General features: G+C 66.6%; 15 protein-coding genes. 2 read left to right on the top strand and 13 right to left on the bottom strand.

Going from position 1 to position 19,299, the window contains the following annotated elements; all coding sequences use genetic code 11:
- Positions 1-43: 43 nt before the first annotated feature.
- Positions 44-811, bottom strand: coding sequence for a carbonate dehydratase (can, locus tag F3J15_RS23335; RefSeq protein ID WP_069248994.1), 768 nt, complete (start codon positions 809-811; stop codon positions 44-46).
- Positions 812-866: 55 nt separating this feature from the next.
- A complete protein-coding gene (gene aceK, locus F3J15_RS23330) occupies positions 867-2,684 on the bottom strand; it encodes a bifunctional isocitrate dehydrogenase kinase/phosphatase (protein ID WP_166894305.1) in 1,818 nt (605 codons plus the stop codon).
- A 304-nt stretch (positions 2,685-2,988) separates the two neighbouring features.
- Here aceK and F3J15_RS23325 point away from each other — a divergent pair, with 304 nt between their 5' ends.
- The gene (locus F3J15_RS23325) at positions 2,989-4,068 is read left to right on the top strand and encodes an MBL fold metallo-hydrolase (protein WP_166894302.1); all 1,080 of its coding nucleotides are present in this window, start codon (positions 2,989-2,991) and stop codon (positions 4,066-4,068) included.
- A 16-nt stretch (positions 4,069-4,084) separates the two neighbouring features.
- Here the strand turns inward: F3J15_RS23325 and F3J15_RS23320 are convergent, their stop codons facing one another.
- From F3J15_RS23320 to argS, 6 genes are all read right to left on the bottom strand, one after another.
- Positions 4,085-5,728, bottom strand: coding sequence for an ABC-F family ATP-binding cassette domain-containing protein (locus F3J15_RS23320; RefSeq protein ID WP_166894300.1), 1,644 nt, complete (start codon positions 5,726-5,728; stop codon positions 4,085-4,087).
- A 199-nt stretch (positions 5,729-5,927) separates the two neighbouring features.
- Positions 5,928-7,523, bottom strand: coding sequence for an ABC transporter substrate-binding protein (locus F3J15_RS23315; RefSeq protein ID WP_069248988.1), 1,596 nt, complete (start codon positions 7,521-7,523; stop codon positions 5,928-5,930).
- 375 nt (positions 7,524-7,898) lie between these two features.
- Entirely contained in the window at positions 7,899-8,672 is a 774-nt protein-coding gene (locus F3J15_RS23310; protein WP_089446520.1) for an SDR family oxidoreductase, read from the bottom strand.
- A gap of 19 nt (positions 8,673-8,691) precedes the next feature.
- On the bottom strand, positions 8,692-9,330 hold the full coding sequence (locus F3J15_RS23305; RefSeq protein WP_039346369.1) for a thiol:disulfide interchange protein DsbA/DsbL: 639 nt from the start codon (positions 9,328-9,330) through the stop codon (positions 8,692-8,694).
- Between the two features lie 69 nt (positions 9,331-9,399).
- On the bottom strand, positions 9,400-10,302 hold the full coding sequence (locus F3J15_RS23300) for an SPOR domain-containing protein (protein ID WP_166894298.1): 903 nt from the start codon (positions 10,300-10,302) through the stop codon (positions 9,400-9,402).
- Positions 10,303-10,436: 134 nt separating this feature from the next.
- Positions 10,437-12,218 carry an arginine--tRNA ligase gene (gene argS / locus F3J15_RS23295; protein ID WP_069248984.1) on the bottom strand — a complete coding sequence of 594 codons (1,782 nt, stop codon included), beginning with the start codon at positions 12,216-12,218 and terminating at the stop codon, positions 10,437-10,439.
- 200 nt (positions 12,219-12,418) lie between these two features.
- On the opposite strand from argS, the gene F3J15_RS23290 reads away from it, so the two are divergent.
- Entirely contained in the window at positions 12,419-12,742 is a 324-nt protein-coding gene (locus tag F3J15_RS23290) for a DUF1840 domain-containing protein (RefSeq protein WP_166894296.1), read from the top strand.
- A 306-nt stretch (positions 12,743-13,048) separates the two neighbouring features.
- On the opposite strand, the gene F3J15_RS23285 is transcribed toward F3J15_RS23290, so the two are convergent.
- The 5 genes from F3J15_RS23285 to F3J15_RS23265 all read right to left on the bottom strand — a co-directional run.
- The gene (locus F3J15_RS23285) at positions 13,049-13,636 is read right to left on the bottom strand and encodes a hypothetical protein (RefSeq protein ID WP_166894294.1); all 588 of its coding nucleotides are present in this window, start codon (positions 13,634-13,636) and stop codon (positions 13,049-13,051) included.
- Between the two features lie 187 nt (positions 13,637-13,823).
- Entirely contained in the window at positions 13,824-16,541 is a 2,718-nt protein-coding gene (gene metH, locus F3J15_RS23280) for a methionine synthase (protein WP_166894291.1), read from the bottom strand.
- Between the two features lie 42 nt (positions 16,542-16,583).
- A complete protein-coding gene (locus F3J15_RS23275) occupies positions 16,584-17,651 on the bottom strand; it encodes a homocysteine S-methyltransferase family protein (RefSeq protein ID WP_089446708.1) in 1,068 nt (355 codons plus the stop codon).
- Between the two features lie 201 nt (positions 17,652-17,852).
- The gene (locus F3J15_RS23270; RefSeq protein WP_006477667.1) at positions 17,853-18,110 is read right to left on the bottom strand and encodes a DUF3567 domain-containing protein; all 258 of its coding nucleotides are present in this window, start codon (positions 18,108-18,110) and stop codon (positions 17,853-17,855) included.
- Positions 18,111-18,364: 254 nt separating this feature from the next.
- Positions 18,365-19,299 (bottom strand): DUF3108 domain-containing protein (locus F3J15_RS23265; protein ID WP_166894289.1); only part of this gene is annotated, 935 nt, incomplete at its 5' end.

Here is a 19,299-nt window from a genome sequence, read left to right as displayed (position 1 = left end):
ACGGCTGCGCGCCTGCGTAGCGACCGCCGCGCAGGCCGTGGCGTTACTTCGCGTCGTCGCACGGCTTCAGCGTGGCGGCGACTGCCTGCGCGATGCCTTCGAGCCGCGCGGCATCCGCCGCGATCATGTCGTTGTCCGGGGCGTGCTCGCCGCCGGCGACGAGCGCGGCCACGCAGCGCTTGTAGGTCTCGTCGAGCGCTTCGAAGTTCGACACGGCCATCCCGAGGTTGCGCATCCGGCCGTCGTGCACGCCGTACACGAGCCCGTGCACGGTGAGCGACTGGCCGCGCGCCCACGCGTCGTTGACGATCGTCGTGCGGCACACGTTGACCACCTGCTCGATCGCGTTCAGCTCGATCAGGCGGCGATAGCGCGCTTCGCCCACCGGCCATGCGTCGAGCAGCGCCGTGTGGCGTTCGCGCACGTCCTGCACGTGATGCAGCCAGTTGTCGGCGAGGCCGACGCGGCGGTTGAGCAGGGCGGCGTTCACGCCCGAGCAGCCGTAGTGGCCGACGACCATGATGTGCTTCACGCGCAGGATGTCGACCGCGAACTGGATCACCGACAGGCAGTTCAGGTCGCTGTGCACGACCACGTTCGCGATATTGCGGTGGACGAACACTTCGCCCGGCGGCAGCCCGATGATCTCGTTCGCGGGCACGCGCGAATCCGAGCAGCCGATCCACAGATATTCCGGCGCCTGCTGGTGGGCCAGACGCGCGAAGAATTGCGGGTCGTCCTCGAGCTTTTGCTTGACCCAGGCGTCGTTGTTGTCGAACAGGTGTGAAAGCGGATTGTCTTGGGGGTTCATCGGTGTGGATTCCGTTGACGGAAATCGGGTCGCAATCGGTGCGGTATAGCGGGCGTCAGGCGGCGCGCTGCGCGTCGCCTGCGCCCTCGTTCTGGTCCGTCGCGCCGAAGCGCGCGGGGTAGCGCAGGCAAAAGCGCAGCGCGGTGTCGTACGGATAAAAGTCGGGCAATTCGCCCTGGATCAGCTTGTCCTTGCTGGCCTGCCACAGCGCGGGATCGAAAAAGTCCGCGTGATGCTTCATGAAGACGTCGCGCACGCGCGGGTCGCCGAGCAGGAACGGCCCGTAGGTCTCCGGAAAGATGTCGTGCGGGCCGACGGTATACCACGGTTCGCCGGACATCTCGTCTTCCTCGTTGCGCGGCGCCGGCACGCGGCGCACGTTGCAGTCGGTCAGGTACTCGATCTCGTCGTAGTCGTAGAACACGACGCGGCCGTGGCGCGTGACGCCGAAGTTCTTGTACAGCATGTCGCCGGGGAAGATGTTCGCCTTCATCAGCTCCTTCACCGCGTTGCCGTACTCCTTCACGCCGTGCTCGACGTCGGTATCGGAGCCGTTCTGCAGATAAAGGTTGAGCGGCGTCATCCGGCGCTCGATGTACAGGTGCTCGATCACGAGATTGCCGTCCTCGTATTCGAGCAGCGACGGCACTTCCTTTTCCAGCTCGCGCACGAGCGCGTGGTCGAGCCGCGCGAGCGGCAGCGCGACGCTCGAATACTCGAGCGTGTCGGCCATCCGCCCGAGGCGGTCGTGGCGCTTCACGAGCTGGTACTTCTCCATGATCTGCGCGCGCGTCGTTTCCTTCGGCGGCGGGAACTGATCCTTGATGATCTTGAACACGTATGGGAACGACGGCAGCGTGAACACGAGCATCACGAGGCCCTTGATCCCGGGCGCGATGATGAAGCGGTCGCTCGAATGCGACAGATGGTGCAGCAGGTCGCGATAGAACAGGTTCTTGCCCTGCTTCTGCAGGCCGACCGACGTGTAGATCTCCGCCTTCGGCTTACCGGGCATGATCGTGCACAGGAAGTCGACGTACGCGGACGGCACGCCCATGTCGACGAGGAAATACGAGTGCGAGAAGCCGAAGATGATCATCAGCTGGTCGCGGCGCAGCAGCACGGTGTCGAGCGCGAGCACGCCCGGACGCACGTGGCGGATCGGCACCGCGAACGGCAGCACGCGGTCGGCGTTGATGATGCGGCCGACGATGTACGCGCTCTTGTTGCGGAAGAACAGCGACGACAGCACGTGGATCTGGAAATTCGGCGCTTCGTCGAAATGGCCGAATTCGTCGTGGATCGCGTCCATCACGCATGCGATGTCGCGCGGGAGATCGTCGAACGCCGGCTCGAGCTGGAAGTTCGTGACGATCCGCTCGAGCGTGGCCGCGAGCCCGTCGGTGCCCGGATAGTACGCGCGGTAGGTCGGCTTCGCGGCCGGCTCGTCGTTCTCCAGATACTCGGTCGAGATCGCCGGGCGCACGAAGATGAAATCGTTGCTGAAGTACGAGCGGTGCAGGATCTTGCAGCACACCGAATTGAAGAAGGTCTCCGCGCACTCCGGCTGGCGGTGCGACGTGAGCAGGCCGATGTAGTGCAGCTTGATCTGCTGCCACACTTCGTCGTCGATGTTCTCCGCGTCGTATTCGTCTTCCAGCACCTCGACGCATTCCTTCACGCGATCGTCGTACGACGTGATCCGCTCGCGCGCGAGCCGCTGCAGCCCGTGCCAGTCGCCGCGCTCGAACAGCGTCTTCGCCTCGACGGCCGCCTCGCGGAAGATCCGGTAGTGGCGGTCGAAGTTTTCGAGCATCGTCTGTGCGACGTCGAAACCGATCTGCGAGGACAGCAGTTTAGGGAAGTGATTCATCGCGTGCAGGCTCGTTCGGGAGGGGCTGTAAGCACTCGCCATTTTAGCGCCCAAGCGGGCGGTTCAATGGCTTTGCGGCGAGGCGCGGCCGGCCGGCAGGCGGCGGGTTGTCCGCCGTTGGGTGCCGTTCGGTGCATCTTCGCGTAAAGATACGGGTACGGAACCGATTCTGGCACGAACTTTTTTTGACGGGCGGAAAGCCGCCGGACACGCGTTCCTCGGGACGGCGATAGAATCGGCGGAACGCCCGCCGCGGCCTGCCGCCGGCGCGCAATCGCACCGATAACGACGAGACGCCCCACCGATGAACGCACTGGAACACCAACTCGACTATCCCTTCGCCGACACGCTGCCCGCCGCGGGCGACACGTTCGAGGTCGCACCCGGCGTGCGCTGGCTGCGCATGCCGCTGCCGTTCTCGCTCGATCACATCAACCTCTGGCTGCTGCGCGACGAGATCGACGGGCAGGCCGGCTGGACGATCGTCGATTGCGGGATCTCGTCGGAGGCGATCCGCACGCACTGGGAGCAGATCTTCGATACGCATCTCGACGGCCTGCCCGTGCTGCGCGTGCTCGTCACGCACTGCCATCCCGATCACTTCGGCCTCGCGAACTGGCTGTGCGAAGGCGGCGACAAGGGCCGCTGGAACGTGCGGTTGTGGATGACGCTCGGCGAGTACATGTTCGGCTGCCTGATGGCGGCCGGCAACGGCTCGAACGCGGGCGGCGCGGCCGCCGCCGACCACTTCGCGCGCCATGGGCTGACCGATCCGGCCGCGCTCGACAAGCTGCGCAACCGTCGCAACTACTACTCGGATCTCGTGCCGGCCGTGCCGCCGCGCTACCGGCGCCTGCGCGAAGGCGATGCGGTGACGATCGGCGCGCGCACGTGGCGCGTCGTGACCGGCTTCGGCCATTCGCCTGAACATTGCGCGCTGCACAGCGAAGCGGACGGCGTGCTGATCTCCGGCGACATGGTGCTGCCGCGCATCTCGACGAACGTGTCCGTGTTCGACCTCGAGCCGGAAGCGAATCCGCTCGCGCTGTACCTGCAGTCGCTCGGCCGCTACGAGACGATCGCGCCCGAGACGCTGGTACTGCCGTCGCACGGCAAGCCGTTCCGCGGCGTGCGCACGCGCATCACGCAGCTGCGCGAACACCACGACGCGCGCCTGGCCGAAGTGCGCGTCGCGTGCGCGGAAAAGCCGATGAGCGCAGCCGACATCGTGCCGATCATGTTCCGCCGCCGCGAGCTCGACATCCACCAGATGACGTTCGCGCTCGGCGAGGCGCTCGCGCACCTGAACCTGCTGTGGCTCGCGGGCGAACTCGTGCGCGAGCAGGGCGACGACGGCGTGCTGCGGTTCCGCACCGCCGGCTGACACCCCTGCGTTCTCCTCATGCGACGGGTTCGTAGCGCCACCCGTCGCGATGCCATTGCATCGTGTGCGTCGGGTCGAGCGCCGCGAGAAACGCGGTGTCGTGCGACGCGACCACGATCGCGCCGGGGAAGCCGGCCAGTGCGGCTTCGATCGCCCGCACCGATTCGAGATCGAGGTGATTGGTCGGCTCGTCGAGCAGCAGCAGTTGCGCGGGCGTGCCGCGCCACAACGCGCACGCGAGCGCGGCCTTCAGCCGTTCGCCGCCGCTCAGCTGCCGCGCCGGCTGCGTTGCGCGCACCGCGTCGAGCTGCAGCAGCGCGAGCCGGCTGCGCAGGTCGCCTTCGGCGAGCGGCGTATCGAGCAGCCCCAGTTGCTCGACGATCGAACGCTCGGGATCGAGCAGCGCGAGCCGCTGGTCGAGATACGCGGCGCTCACGTGCGTCGTGCATACGCCCGAACGCGGCGAAAGCTCGCCCGCGAGCATGCGCAGCAACGTCGATTTGCCGCAGCCGTTCGGGCCGGTCAATGCGATGCGCACGGGGCCGCTCGCCGACCACGTGATCGCGTCGGCATCGCCGGCGATGCGCCACGGCAGTCGCGCGCGTTCGAACGTGAACAGCTGGCGGCGCGCGCTGACCTCGGTGCCCGGCAGCGATACGAGCACGGGCGCATCGGCTTCGACGCGCGCGGCTGCTTCCTGTACCCGTTCGTCGAGTGTCGCCTTGAATTCGTTCTGGTGGCGCCGCACCGTGCCCATGATGCTGCGCGCCGTACCCTTGCGACTCTGTTTTGCCATCGACGACAGGTTGGCTGTCTTCGCGTCGCGCAGCGACGTAGCCGCGTGGCGCTGGATCGTGTCGTGTTCCTGTTCGAGCCTGCGCCTGACGCGTCCGCGTTCGGCACGCGCGTTGTCGAGCGCGGACTGCGCGGCATCCTGTTCCGCGTCACGCTGCGCGCGGTAGAGCGCGTAGTTGCCGCCATACGCGCGCACGCCTTGTGGCGTCAGCTCGACGATGCGCTGCACGCCGGCGAGCAGCGCACGGTCGTGGCTCACGATGACGAGGCCGCCGCGCCAGCCGTCGAGCGCCGCGCGCAGCCACGCGCGGCCGGGCGCGTCGAGGTGGTTGGTCGGTTCGTCGAGCACGAGCAGGCCCGCGCCGGACAGCAGCGCGCCGATCAGCGCGACGCGCGCGAACTGCCCGCCGCTCAGGGCCTGCGCGGGCGTGTCGGGTTGCACGTCGTGCAGGCCGGCTGCGTCGAGCGCGGTGCGCAGCCGCTCCGCGAGATCCCAGCGATCGCCGATCAGGTCGAAGTCGTGCGGTTCCGCGCGGCCGTCGGCGAGACGCTCGAGCGCGCCGAGCGGTGCATCGAGCGCGGCGATCTGCGCGACGGTTCGCGGGCCGGTCGCGACGTCGTCGTCGTGCTGCTGTGCGACGTAGACGACTGGCGTATTCCGGGTGATCGTCCCCGAACTCGGTGCGCAGCGGCCCGCGATCAATTGCGCGAGCTGGCTCTTGCCGATGCCGTTGCGGCCGACGAGGCCGGTCGGCGTGCGATCGATGGAAAGGTCGAGCGAATCGAACAGCGTGAAGCCGTCGTCGAAGCGGAAGGAAACGTGATGAAGCGCGACGAGCGCGCCGGTGGGCGTGGCAGCAGCCATAAGCACCTCCGAAAATGCGTGAAGACCTTCGCGCGCGGCGTGCGTGGCACGGCGGCGAAAACATTTCGGGAAGGCTTAGTTGTTCACTTTGGCTGGCGTCCGGTATGAGGAATAGGCGCGCAGTGTAGCAAGCGCGGCGCGCGGGCCGCAAGCGACGGCCCGACGCACCGTCGCTTGCGCGCCACGCGCGAGGGTCGCGTTACTGCACGGCGACGGACGTGAAGTTCTGCCGTCCGAACGGGCTCACGTGATAGCCGCTCACGTTCGTGCGCGTGAGCGCGGCCGCGGTCGGGTAGCCGAGCGGAATCCACAGTGCCTGGTCGTGGATGATCTTCTGCGCGGCTTCGTACAGCTTCGCGCGCTTGGCCTGGTCGGCGGTCGACTTGCCGTCGGCGATCAGCTTGTCGAGCTGCGTGTCGCAGAAGCGCGCGAAGTTGATGCCCGACTTCACCGCATTGCAGCTGAACAGCGGCGACAGGTAGTTGTCCGGATCGCCGTTGTCGCCGGCCCAGCCCATGAACAGCATGTCATGCTGGCCGAGCTTCGCCTGCTTGATCAGCTCGCCCCATTCGATCACCTTGACCTCGGCCTTCACGCCGATCTTCGCGAGGTCGGCCTGCAGCAGCTCCGCGCCGACCTTCGGGTTCGGGTTCAGCACGCTGCCGGTCGGGCGCGTCCAGATCGTCGTCGAGAAGCCGTTCGGGAAGCCGGCCTGCGCGAGCAACTGCTTCGCCTTCGCGGGATCGTACGCATACGGCGCGACGTCCTTCGCGTAGCTCCACGTATTCGGCGGATACGGGTTGTTCGCGGCCGTCGCGGTGTTGTCGAACACGACCTTCAGGTAGGTCGCGCGGTCGAACGCGAGGTTCAGCGCTTCGCGCACCTTGTCGTTGTCGAGCGGCTTCTTCTGCGTGTTCAGTGCAACGAACGCGGTCATGAACGCGGGCGTCTGCGCGACCTTCAGCGCGCTTTCGCCCTTCGCGGCGAGCACGTCCTGCGGCTTCGGCGACAGCGCGATCTGGCATTCGCCGGCCTTCACCTTCTGCAGGCGCACCGACGGATCGGGCGTGATCGCGTAGATCAGCCGGTCGACCTTCGGCTTCGTGCCCCAATAGGTCGGGTTCACGTCGTAGCGGATCAGCGCGTCCTTCGTGTAGCTCTTCAGCACGAACGGGCCGGTGCCGACCGGCTTCGCATTCAGGTCGGCCTGCTTGCCGGCCTTCAGCAACTGGTCCGCGTATTCGGCCGAGTAGATCGACGCGAAGCCCATCGTCAGGATCGGCACGAACGTCGCGTTCGGCTCGTTCAGCACGAACTTCACGGTGCTGTCGTCGACCTTCGTGACCGACTTCACGAGCTTCACGAGGCCCATCGACTGCGCGTGCGGGAAGCCGCTCGCGCCGGCAACCTTGTGCCACGGGTTCGCATCGTCGAGCATCCGCGAGAACGTGAACACGACGTCGTCCGCGTCGAGCGCGCGGGTCGGCTTGAAATAGTCGGTGGTCTGGAACGCGACGTTCGGGCGCAGGTGGAACGTGTACGTGAGGCCGTCGGCGCTCGCGTCCCATTTGTCGGCGAGCGCGGGCACGACTTTCTTCGCGGCTTCGTCGTACGACACGAGCGTATTGAAGATCACGTCGGCCGAGGCGTTGGTCGTGACGAGCGAGTTGTACTGCACGACGTCGAAGCCGTCCGGGCTCGATTCCGTGCAGACGGTGAGCGGCTTGGCGGCGGCGAGGCCGGGGGCGGCAAGGGCGGCGGCGAGCGTGGCCGCGGCGAACAGCTTGACCTGCATAGGATCTCCCACGTGGCTTGTGTTTTTTGCTGGGTGACGGGATGCGGGCGCGGCCCGGAAGCGGACAGGGCCGGCGCGGCTGGCGAATAGCATACCGTCAAAGCGTGCGACGCGTGAAAAAAGGCGCCTGAACGCGGCGAATTGACCGAAAAACGGCTGCGTTCGCGACGGAACGGGTGTTGGGGCGGCGAGCAGGGCGAAGGAGGCTGCGGGCGGAAGAGCGCTGGGGCCGGGGAGGCGGGACGGCAGCGCGTCGGGGACGGCGCGGGCGTGCGGTGAATCCAAGCGTCGAAGCCGCCAGGCGTCGGTGTGGAGAGACGGAGAGACGGAGAGAAGGCCCGCGAAGCTTCACGCGGGCCGGCGCTCACCGGAGCGTCAGTGCGCCCCGGCCTTCGGCTTGCGTGGCGCCTTCTCGAACAGGCGGTCGTACAGCCAGCGTGGCAGCACGTGCAGCACCTTCGCGACGACGCCCATCTGCCACGGAATCACGCGGAACGCGTGCTGCCGCGCGATCGCCTGGGCCGCACGCGCCGCGAAGCGGTCGGCGTCCATCAGGAACGGCATCCGGTACGGGTTGTGCGCGGTCATCGGCGTGCGGATGTAGCCGGGCGCGATCGTCACGACGCCGACGCCGGCCGGCCGCAGCTCGACGCGCAGCGCCTCGAGGTATTTGATCGCGGCCGATTTCGACGCGCTGTATGCACCGGAACCGGGCAACCCGCGCACGCCGGCCACGCTCGCGACACCGACCAGCGTGCCGTGGCGCGTGGCCGTCATCGGGCCGACGAACGGCTCGAACGTCGCGACCATCCCGTAGTAATTGATGTCCATCACGTCGCGGAACGTCGCGAGATCGCCCTGGCCCGTGACGGCGCCCTGGCTGATGCCTGCGTTCGCGATCACGACGTCGGGGCAGCCGTGCGTCGCGATGAACGACGTGGCGGCCGCCGCGAGCGCATCGGCGTCGCGCACGTCGGCGGAATAGACGGAGATGGATAGCGTCGGGAAGCGCCGCGCGAACGCATCGAGGGCATCGGTGCGGCGCGCGACGAGTGCGAGCGTGGCGCCCTGGCGGGCGTATTCCTCGGCCATCGCGAGGCCGAGGCCGCTCGATGCGCCGGTGATGAAGACCTTCAGCGGAGTAGTCATGCCGGCGCGCGGGCGGGGATCAGAGCTTCTTGTCCTGAACCTGCTTCACGAGGAAGTCGAGCACCTGGGCGGTACCCGGGATGCTGTTCGTGTAAGCGGGGCCCGTCTTGTACTTGCCCTGGATGACGACCGTCGGTACGCCGTCGATCGCGTAGTCCTTCAGCAGCTTGGCCGACTGGTTCACTTCGCCCTGCACGCTGAACGAGTTGTACGCGTCCGTGAACTTCTTCTTGTCGACGCCTTGCGTGGCCAGGAAGTCGGCCTGCGCCTGCGGCGTCAGCAGGTAGTTCTTCTGCTTGTGGATCGCGTTGAAGATCGCCGGCGTGACCTTCTCGGAGATGCCGAGCGCGGACACCGCGTAGAACAGCTTCGAGTGCGGGACGAAATCGTCACGGAATGCGACCGGGACACGCTTGAAGTCGATGTTGTTGCCTTGCTTCTTCACCCAGGCCTCGATCGTCGGCTCGAATTCGTAGCAGTGCGGGCAGCCGTACCAGAAGAACTCGATCACCTCGACCTTGCCGGCCGGTGCGGACACCGGCTGCGGCGACTTCATCACCTCGAAGTCCTTGCCGGCGACCGGCGCGGCGGGCGAAGCCTGCGCGAGGCCGGCGGCCAGGCCCAGGGAAAGAAGGAGCGTGCTAAGCAGTTTTTTCATGTTGTGAACGTCGAATCAGTTGCTCGGGTTACGGGACGTAACGGGTTCTGAGTGGGCTCGGCCGGTTGCTTACTGCTTCGTGAAACGGATCACCGCCGTGTCGACACCTGCATCGGACAGGCGCTGGCGGGCCGAGTTCATATCCTCGAACTTCGAGAACGGGCCGACGCGCACGCGGAAATACGTCACGCCGCTGACATCGCGCTTCGACACCTTCGACTCGAAGCCCTGGAAGCCGAGGCGCGCGCGCTGCTGCTCGGCGTCGCCTTCCGTCTTGTACGCGCCCACCTGCAGGAAGTAGCCGGTATTCGCGTCGTTCGCGGTCGGCGGCTTCGCTGCCGCGGCGGCCGTGGCCGACGAGTTCGGCTTCGGCGTGTTCGCGGCCAGTTGCTGCTGTTGCTGCTTTTGCGCGGCGGCTTGCTGCGCCTGCTTCTGCGCGGCGAAGCGGGCGAGGTCGTCCTCGCCACCTTGCTGCTGCTGCTGCGCTTGCTGCGTCTTCTTCGGCGGCGGCGTGGTGTCGGCCGGCTTCGGCGCGACGGCGACGCCGTTACTCGACGACGTATTGTTCGACGCGGTCGTGTTGTTCGAGCTGCCGGCGTTGTTCGAGCCGCTCGACCCGTTGGCCTGCGGCGGCACTTCGACGATCTGCGGTTCGGGCAGCAGGCCGCCCTGGGTCTGGTTCGCGGCCTGGCCGGGCGCGGTGTTCGGCGGTGCGGGCTGCGCGGCCTGCGGCACCGGCTGGCCCGGCGTCTTGCCCTGCAGCGCGCGGTTCGGATCGAACTGCTGCGGCTGGCTCGCGCCGTTGTCGGCCGGCGGCGGCGCGACCTTCGATACGAACGGCGACGGGGAACGCGTGATGTAGAGCGCCACCACCACGGCGATCGCGAGGCCGACGATCAGGCCCAGCACGATTCCAAGAAATGTCCCTCCGGCTTGTTTCGATTGCTTCGAAGTTCGGCGTGGTTGTGCCATTGCTTGAGTCACCTGCAAAAAGAATCGTGAAAAGGCTGCGGTGGGCACCCGACGGCGGGCATCCGACGGCGGGCATCCGACGGCGGGCGCTCCAGCCGCAGCCATTCGCTGCCCGGTTCGGGCCGCTTGCTGCCTTACATCTTGGCGGGCGCGGACACGCCGAGCACCGCCAGACCATTCTCGAGCACCTGCCGCGTCGCGGCGAGGAGTGCGGCGCGCGCATTGCGCGGCGCTTCGTCGTCGACCAGCACGCGCTCCGCATTGTAGAACGAGTGGAATTCGCCAGCGAGGTCGCGCAGGTAGAACGCAACGGCGTGCGGTGCCAGTTCGTTGGCCGCGTGCGTGAGCATGTCCGGGTACTCGGCCAGCTTCTGCATCAGCGACGCCGCTTGCGCGCTCGTCAGCTGCGACAGGTCGGCGCCCGGCAGTTGCGCGACGTCGACGTTGTAGCGCGATTTCAGCTCGTTGAGCACCGAGCAGATCCGCGCGTGCGCGTACTGGACGTAGTAGACCGGGTTTTCGTCGTTCTGTTTCAGCGCGAGGTCGATGTCGAACACGAACTCGGTATCGGCCTTGCGCGAGATCAGGAAGAACCGCACCGCGTCACGGCCGCGCGTGATGGTCGCTTCGTCGATCAGGTCGGGCGCCGCTTCCTGGCCTGCCGCCGCGCCACCCGACCATTCGATCAGGTCGCGCACCGTCACGTAGCTGCCCGCGCGCTTCGAGATCTTCACTTCCTGGCCGTCGCGCATCACGGTGACCATCTTGTGCAGCACGTAGTCGGGGTAGCCCTTCGGGATCCCGATGTGCAGGCCCTGCAGGCCGGCGCGCACGCGCGCGATCGTGCCGTGGTGGTCCGAACCCTGGATGTTGATCACCTTCGTGAAGCCGCGCTCCCACTTCGTCACGTGGTACGCGACGTCCGGCACGAAGTACGTGTACGTGCCGTCCGACTTGCGCATCACGCGATCCTTGTCGTCGCCTTCGTCGGTCGTGCGCAGCCACAGCGCGCCGTCCTGCTCGTAGGTCATGCCGGCCTTGATCAGCGCGTCGACCGTCTTCTCGACACGGCCTTCGCTGTACAGCGACGACTCGAGGTAGTACTGGTCGAACTTCACGCCGAATGCCTGCAGGTCCATGTCCTGCTCGCGACGCAGGTACGTGACCGCGAACTTGCGGATCGCGTCGAGATCCTCGACGTCGCCCGTGCCCTTGACCGGCTCGCCGTCCGACGCGGCGACCGTTTCGCCGTTCAGGAAGTCGCGTGCGATGTCGGCGATGTATTCGCCGTTGTACGCGGCTTCCGGCCAGCCCGCGTCGCCCGGCTTCAGGCCGCGTGCGCGCGCCTGCGTCGAGATCGCGAGGTTGCCGATCTGCACGCCCGCGTCGTTGTAGTAGAACTCGCGGTGCACGGCGTAGCCCTGGCTCGCGATCACGTTCGCGAGCACGTCGCCGAGCGCGGCCTGGCGGCCGTGGCCGACGTGCAGCGGGCCGGTCGGGTTCGCCGACACGAATTCGAGCAACACTTGTTTGCCTTTCTCGCGATCCGACGTGCCGAACGCGCGGCCCTGGTCGAATACGGCGGCGATCACCGCCTGCTTCGCGGCGGCCGACAGGCGCAGGTTGATGAAGCCGGGGCCGGCGATCTCGGCGGCTTCGACGAGGCCTTGCGCGCCCGGCTGGGCGGTGAGGGCGGCGACGATCTGCTCGGCGAGCTGGCGCGGGTTCGTGCCGAGCGGCTTCGCGAGCTGCATTGCGACGTTGCACGCGACGTCGCCGTGCGCGGCGACCTTCGGGCGCTCCAGCGTGATGACGGGGGCGACGGATGCCGCGTCGGCGCCTTTCAGCGCGTGTGCGACCTGCTTGACGCTATCCGCGAGCAGGGCTTCGAGGGTCTGTTTGTGTGCTGGCAGCATGCTGGTAGAAGGCTTCGTTGGTGGCGGCCGGAAACGCCGGTCCGCCGGCGCGCTTTTTAAGCGCGCGTTTCAGGGATCGCAGAATTTTAACAGGTGCTAATATGCCGCTCAGGCGGCCCGCGTCCGCGAGGCCGGACGCCGGTCTGCCGGCGTTCCCCAACCGCGCCGCGCAGGCACAACAAGATGAAAAGGGAATTGTCATGATTACGTTCAAGAGCAAGGCGGCACAGGATCTCGACGTGCTGAAGGATTTCGCCGTGTATGTGCTGGGTCTCGTCGGCAAGCAGCTGGGCGAGCGCGGTGTGATTACGCACGACGAGCTGGACCACGCGATCGCCAAGCTGGAAGGCGCGGTCGCGCAGGCGAAGCAGGAGCGCGCCGAGCACGCCGGCCATTTCCACGAGGACGAAGCCGACCACGCGCACCACGAAGTGCCGGCGAGCCTGGCACAGCGCGTTGCGCCGTTCCTCACGATGCTGCGCGAAGCGAAGGCCGGTCAGGCCGACGTGCACTGGGGCTTCTGAGCTTCGTTGCCTGGCGGATCGAACGGTTCGCCGGACAGCAAAAGGCCCGCGTTCGAGCGGGCTTTTTCATTTGTCTGATTAAATTCGCGCCGACCGGACGGCGGCCACGAAATCGGGGTGGGAGCGCGGCGCCTGCCTTGACCGAAAAGTGAAATTCCTTATAATTCAATGCAAGACTATGTGAAAGCGGGTGCGAAAACATAGCGCCGCCCGAGCAATCGGGTCCCACCTGGAGTGGGTATTTCGTCGAAAGACGGAAAGAGAGTCCCGCATGCGACGGCTGCCGAAAGGCGGCCGTTGGTTTTTCTACGCCCGGATCTTGCGGCCTTCCAGGCTTGCGCGCAGCAACGTGCGCAACGCGACTTTCCGGGCTTCCCGCTGGCGCCGGTTCAGGCCGCCATCCAGCATGTAGGCCGACTGCACGCGCAGGATGAGCCGGCGTTTCCTGATCCTGTCCTTCGCAACCTCGAAGAACACGGCATACACGCGGTGCGTGCCGTCCGATGCGACCGCTTCCACCGTGACGAAATTGGGTTGCCGTTCATCCGCGACGACGATCCGGCGCGTCGCCAGCCCGACGATCACGCCGCGCAGCAGCTGCCGTGACGCGCGATACCGGTCCGCACAGAGCACGCGTGTCTCGCGGCCGTCGTCGTAGATCTCGTCGTCCGGAATGGCGTCGCGGGTGCGTCCGTCCCATTTGAAGCTGCGTGTGAAGCAGTGACAGGAGAACAGGACCAGAACCGTCACGTCGAAGCCGGTTTCCAGATCGCAGGTGAATGTCAACGGACGCAGATGGCTCAGATCCCAGCGCTCGCCGCGGTAGATCGTCGGCGGGAACGGACTCGCGCTGTCCACTGGCGTTTCGGTGATCCGGATCTCGAAGGTCGACATGGCGGGAATGATTTAGGGAGAAGGGCGTGTCATGTCGCCCGCGCGCGTTGGCCGAAAGCTCGGCGTTGCACGGACTTCGATCTCGATTATTGAGATTAGGTATCCTGATGAATCATGCCGTTGTGCGACGCGCCCCTGGATCGGGGCGCGTGGCGATGGAAGCGGCGCGTTGCCGCAGTCGACGCGGTTACAGCTGAGGCGCGAGCGCGCGGCGCGCGTCGTCGAGCGACAGCGCCATGCGCTGCGCATAGTCCTCGAGCTGATCCTGCCCGATTTTGCCGACCGAGAAATACGTGCTGTCCGGATGCGCGAGATAGAAGCCCGACACGCTCGCGGCCGGCAGCATCGCCAGCGAGTCGGTCACGCTCATGCCGATCTCGTCCGCGCGCAGCACGTCGAACATGTCGCGCTTCACCAGGTGGTCGGGGCAGGCCGGATAGCCGGGCGCCGGGCGGATGCCCGCGTACTTTTCCGCGATCAGCGCATCGTTGTCGAGCGTCTCGCCGCTCGCGTAGCCCCACAGCTCGCGCCGCACGCGCGCGTGCATCGCTTCCGCGAAAGCTTCCGCGAAGCGGTCGGCGAGCGCCTTCAGCATGATCGCGCTGTAGTCGTCGTGGTCGGCTTCGAACTGCTTTTCCTTCGCGTCGACGCCGAGGCCGGCCGTCACCGCGAACATCCCGATGTAGTCGGCGACGCCCGATTCCTTCGGCGCGATGAAGTCGGCGAGCGAGCGGTTCGGCCGCATCACGCCGTCGACCACCGGACGCACGCTTTGCTGGCGCAGGTTGCGCCACGTGAGCAGCACTTCCGAGCGCGACTCGTCGCTGTAGATTTCGATGTCGTCGTCGTTGACGGTGTTCGCCGGCAACAGCGAGATCACGCCGCTCGCGGTCAGCCAGCGGCCCTGGATCAGGCGCGCGAGCATCGATTTCGCGTCGGAGAACACGCGTCGCGCCGATTCGCCGACGATCTCGTCGTTCAGGATCGCCGGGTACGGGCCCGCGAGATCCCAGGTCTGGAAGAACGGGCCCCAGTCGATGTACTGCGCGAGCTCGTTCAGGTCGTAGTTCTTGAACACGCGGCGGCCGATGAACTTCGGCTTCACCGGCTGGTAGCCCGCCCAGTCGACCTTGGTCTTGTTCGCGCGCGCCTCGGCGAGAGTGACCATCGGCTGCGCCTTGCGGTTCGCATGCTGGTCGCGGATGCGTTCGTAGTCGGACTTCAGCTCGTCGAGGTACTTCGTCGCGCCTTCGTCGGACAGCAGGCTGGACGCGACCGACACCGAGCGCGACGCGTCCGGCACGTAGACCACCGGGCCTTCGTAGTGCGGCGCGATCTTCACGGCCGTGTGCACGCGCGAGGTCGTCGCGCCGCCGATCAGCAGCGGGATCTTCTTCACGCGGAAGTAGTCGTCGCGCTGCATTTCGGACGCGACGTACGCCATTTCCTCGAGGCTCGGCGTGATGAGGCCCGACAGCCCGATGATGTCCGCGCCCTCGACCTTCGCCTTCGCGAGGATCTCGTTGCACGGGACCATCACGCCCATGTTGACGACTTCGAAGTTGTTGCACTGGAGCACGACCGACACGATGTTCTTGCCGATGTCGTGCACGTCGCCCTTCACGGTCGCGATGACGATCTTGCCCTTCGCGCGCACGTCGCCGCCCGCTTCCGCGAGCAGGCGCTTTTCTTCCTCGATGAACGGGATCAGGTGCGCGACCGCCTGCTTCATCACGCGCGCCGATTTCACGACCTGCGGCAGGAACATCTTGCCCTGGCCGAACAGGTCGCCGACGATGTTCATCCCGTCCATCAGCGGCCCTTCGATCACGTTGATCGGGCGGCCGCCGGCCGCGGCGATCTTCGCGCGCACTTCTTCGGTATCCTCGACGATGAAGTTCGTGATGCCGTGCACCAGCGCATGCGAGAGCCGTTTCTCGACCGGCTGGTTGCGCCACTCGAGGTTCTCTTCCTTCTTCGCGCCCCCCGCCTTGAACTTGTCGGCGATCTCGAGCAGGCGGTCGGTCGAATCGTCGCGGCGGTTCAGGATCACGTCCTCGACACGCTCGCGCAGCTCCGCGTCGAGATCGGCGTACACGCCGAGCTGGCCCGCGTTGACGATGCCCATGTCCATCCCCGCCTGGATCGCGTGGTACAGGAACACGGTGTGGATCGCCTCGCGCACCGGGTCGTTGCCGCGGAACGAGAACGACACGTTCGACACGCCGCCGCTCACCTTCGCGTACGGCAGGTTCTGCTTGATCCAGCGGGTCGCCTCGATGAAGTCGACCGCGTAGTTGTTGTGCTCCTCGATGCCGGTCGCGACCGCGAAGATGTTCGGGTCGAAGATGATGTCTTCCGGCGGGAAGCCGACTTCGTTCACGAGGAAGTCATACGAGCGCTTGCAGATCTCGGTCTTGCGCGCGAACGTATCGGCCTGGCCTTGCTCGTCGAATGCCATCACCACGGCCGCCGCGCCGTAGCGGCGGATCAGGTGCGCGTGGTGGCGGAACGCGTCCTCGCCTTCCTTCAGCGAGATCGAGTTGACGATCGCCTTGCCCTGCACGCACTTCAGGCCCGCCTCGATCACTTCCCACTTCGACGAGTCGATCATGATCGGCACGCGCGCGATGTCCGGCTCCGATGCGATCAGGTTCAGGAAGCGCACCATCGCCGCCTTCGAATCGAGCATCGCCTCGTCCATGTTGATGTCGATCACCTGCGCGCCGTTCTCGACCTGCTGGCGCGCGACCGCGAGCGCCTCGTCGAACTGGCCGTTGAGGATCATCCGTGCGAACGCCTTCGAGCCGGTGACGTTGGTGCGTTCACCGACGTTGATGAAGAGCGTCCCGGGCGTGACGTTGAACGGCTCGAGGCCGGCAAGGCGCATCATGTGATCGGTCATGGCGGTGCGAATTCTGGTGATGAAGGACGTGGGGCGGTCGGGTCAGGCGTTGTCGCTGTACTGGTTCGGCCAGCGGCGCGGCTTCACGTCGGCGAGCGCCTTCGCGATCTCGGCGATGTGTTCGGGCGTCGTGCCGCAGCAGCCGCCCGCGAGGTTCACGAGCCCGGCTTGCGCGAATTCCTTCAGGAGGCCCGACGTGACGTCCGGCGTCTCGTCGAAGCCCGTCTCGGCCATCGGGTTCGGCAGGCCCGCGTTCGGGTAGCACGACACGTACGTGTCGCACAGCTTCGCGAGCTCGGCGATGTACGGGCGCATGAGCGCCGCGCCGAGCGCGCAGTTCAGGCCGAACGTGAGCGGCTTCGCATGACGCAGCGAATTCCAGAACGCCTCGACCGTCTGGCCCGACAGGATCCGGCCCGACGCATCGGTGACGGTGCCCGAGATCATGATCGGCAGGCGCTCGCCGGTGTCCTCGAACAGCTCGTCGAGCGCGAACAGCGCGGCCTTTGCGTTCAGCGTGTCGAAGATCGTCTCGACGAGGAACAGGTCGACGCCGCCGTCGAGCAGCGCCTTCGCCTGCTGGTAGTACGACGCGCGCAGCTCGTCGAACGTGACGTTGCGCGCGCCCGGATCGTTGACGTCCGGCGAGATGCTGGCCGTCTTCGGCGTCGGCCCGATCGCGCCCGCGACGAAGCGCGGCTTGTCGGGCGTCGCGTATTTCTCGGCCGCTTCGCGCGCGAGCTTCGCCGATTCGATGTTCATCTCGACGACGAGATCTTCCATTTCGTAGTCGGACTGCGCGACGGTCGTCGCGCCGAACGTGTTGGTCTCGACGATGTCGGCGCCGGCCGCGAAGTACTGGTCGTGGATCTCGCGGATGATCTGCGGCTGCGTGATCGACAGCAGTTCGTTGTTGCCCTTGATGTCGCGCGGGAAATCCTTGAAGCGCTCGCCGCGATACGCGGCTTCGTCGAGCTTGTAGCGCTGGATCATCGTGCCCATCGCGCCGTCGAGGATCAGGATGCGCGATTTGAGCAGCGCAGGCAGTGCGGCGCCGCGCGTGTAGGGCGCGTCGAGCGGGACGGAAGCGGCGAGAGGAGTCGCAGACATGGGCGAAAGACCGGCGAAGACGGGAAAACCGTCATTGTAGCCGGTGCGCATGGGCGCCGCCCGGCCTTGCGCCGCGCCGGCCGGGCCGCCAAATGAAAAACCCCCGCCGGCGAACCGGGCGGGGGCATGATCGGAGTGCTCGCGGCGCCGCGTCGATGCGCGGCGAATGGCCCGGGCGCACGAGGCGCCGGGCCGCGGTCGTCAGTGCAGCACGACGGGCATCATCATCAGGCTGTCGAATTGTCCGAGGAATTCGTCGACTTCATCGAGCGACGGTTCATCCTCGATCAACTGCTTCACGTGCGCGCGGAATCGTTCGGCAAGTTCGCCGTCGATGAAGATTTCGCGCTGCGCGTTCTTGTCGACGATTTCATATCCGCCGGCATTCATCAGGTGGTGGCCGGCCTGCGGCGCGAATTCGACGACGCAGTAGTTGGGGCTGTTGTAGATCATTTGCATGGCGGCACTCCTCTTCGCAGTGGCATCTGGCCTTGTTGTCCCCTAGGTGGGGCGAGCCTTGCCGGTTTCAAGGGGCTTGCGCTGCACACCCCGTTCCCGTCTGCATGGGGTGTATCGGTTAGAAGCCGATGTCTATGAAACGTTTCCCATTGTCTGCCGGTGGACGGAAATAGTTGTTAAAGAGTGTCATCGGCCATTTCACGGAAATCTGTAATCGGTCGAAATTGCCGAATCGCGTGCATTCGCGCGCGAGTTCACTGTGTGACAGGCGATGTGACAGGCGAGGGCGCGGGCGGTGCAGCCGGTTGTGCCGGCGGTTGCACGGTGGCCGGCGGCGCGGGTTGTGCCGGTTCCGCGGCGGGAGCGGCCGATGCGTCGGGCGTCGGTGCACCGGCGGGCGCATGCGTTGCGCCGCTTGCCGGTGCTTCGTCGGACGGCACGCCCGGCGCCGCGAGCCGGCCATGCCACAACAGCTCGATCTGCGCGCCGTTCGGTTCGGTCTGCACGAGCCGCGCGGGCAGCCAGCCGAGCGACGGTGCGAGCCACATGTCGATGCGGCGCGTGTCGCCGTCGCGCCGCGGCAGGCGCATGAAGTGCCGCGCCCCGATGATGCCGGCCTGCGTCTGCACCTGCTCGTCGCCGATCACGGTGATCGGCCAGGTTTCGCCGCTGTTGTTGTCGATCACGAAGAACTGCTGCGTGACGCCCGGCTTGTACGCGGACGGATTGCCGCGCACGAGCCCCGACAGCTGCATCAGCATGCTGAAGCGGTCCTGCACGCCGTCGGACAGCGGCGCGTTGTTCGGCGTGCGCGTGAACACGACCTGCCGGATCTCGCGGTTGAAGATCGCGATGTCTTCCGGCCGCTTGCCGCGCTTCTCGACATAGCGGTCGGGTGCGACGCCGAACGCGTCGATGCGGCCTTCGCTGCGATAGGTGAACGGGCCGACGAACGGCACGGGCATCGCCACCGACAGGTCGTAGGTGTGCCCGTCGGTGCGCCAGTGGATCGTGCCGATCATGTTCTGCATGCCGTTGTAGAACGTGTCGTACTGGAGATCGCCGGACGGCGGCGCGATGAACTTCACACCGTTCGTCGCGGGGCCCGGCGTCGCGGCGCTGGCGGCGCCGGCGGCCGACGCGGCATGTGCGCCCGATGCGGCCGGCACGCCACTTGCCGCGGACGCGG

Source organism: Burkholderia sp. Ap-955, from assembly GCF_011753045.1.
In the GTDB taxonomy this organism is placed as follows: Bacteria; Pseudomonadota; Gammaproteobacteria; order Burkholderiales; family Burkholderiaceae; genus Burkholderia; species Burkholderia lata_D.
The sequence above is the reverse complement of the archived record's forward strand: the minus strand, read 5'-3'. Positions and strand labels throughout refer to the sequence as shown.

Bases quoted from the DNA above. Each gene is read 5' to 3' on its own strand.
- F3J15_RS23325 (WP_166894302.1), top strand. From the start codon at position 2,989: ATGAACGCACTGGAACACCAACTCGACTATCCCTTCGCCGACACGCTG.
- F3J15_RS23285 (WP_166894294.1), bottom strand. From the start codon at position 13,636: ATGTCGACCTTCGAGATCCGGATCACCGAAACGCCAGTGGACAGCGCG.
- argS (WP_069248984.1), bottom strand. From the start codon at position 12,218: ATGCTGCCAGCACACAAACAGACCCTCGAAGCCCTGCTCGCGGATAGC.
- F3J15_RS23320 (WP_166894300.1), bottom strand. From the start codon at position 5,728: ATGGCTGCTGCCACGCCCACCGGCGCGCTCGTCGCGCTTCATCACGTT.
- F3J15_RS23270 (WP_006477667.1), bottom strand. From the start codon at position 18,110: ATGCAAATGATCTACAACAGCCCCAACTACTGCGTCGTCGAATTCGCG.
- aceK (WP_166894305.1), bottom strand. From the start codon at position 2,684: ATGAATCACTTCCCTAAACTGCTGTCCTCGCAGATCGGTTTCGACGTC.
- F3J15_RS23275 (WP_089446708.1), bottom strand. From the start codon at position 17,651: ATGTCTGCGACTCCTCTCGCCGCTTCCGTCCCGCTCGACGCGCCCTAC.
- F3J15_RS23305 (WP_039346369.1), bottom strand. From the start codon at position 9,330: ATGAAAAAACTGCTTAGCACGCTCCTTCTTTCCCTGGGCCTGGCCGCC.
- metH (WP_166894291.1), bottom strand. From the start codon at position 16,541: ATGACCGATCACATGATGCGCCTTGCCGGCCTCGAGCCGTTCAACGTC.
- F3J15_RS23310 (WP_089446520.1), bottom strand. From the start codon at position 8,672: ATGACTACTCCGCTGAAGGTCTTCATCACCGGCGCATCGAGCGGCCTC.
- F3J15_RS23290 (WP_166894296.1), top strand. From the start codon at position 12,419: ATGATTACGTTCAAGAGCAAGGCGGCACAGGATCTCGACGTGCTGAAG.
- F3J15_RS23315 (WP_069248988.1), bottom strand. From the start codon at position 7,523: ATGCAGGTCAAGCTGTTCGCCGCGGCCACGCTCGCCGCCGCCCTTGCC.
- F3J15_RS23300 (WP_166894298.1), bottom strand. From the start codon at position 10,302: ATGGCACAACCACGCCGAACTTCGAAGCAATCGAAACAAGCCGGAGGG.
- can (WP_069248994.1), bottom strand. From the start codon at position 811: ATGAACCCCCAAGACAATCCGCTTTCACACCTGTTCGACAACAACGAC.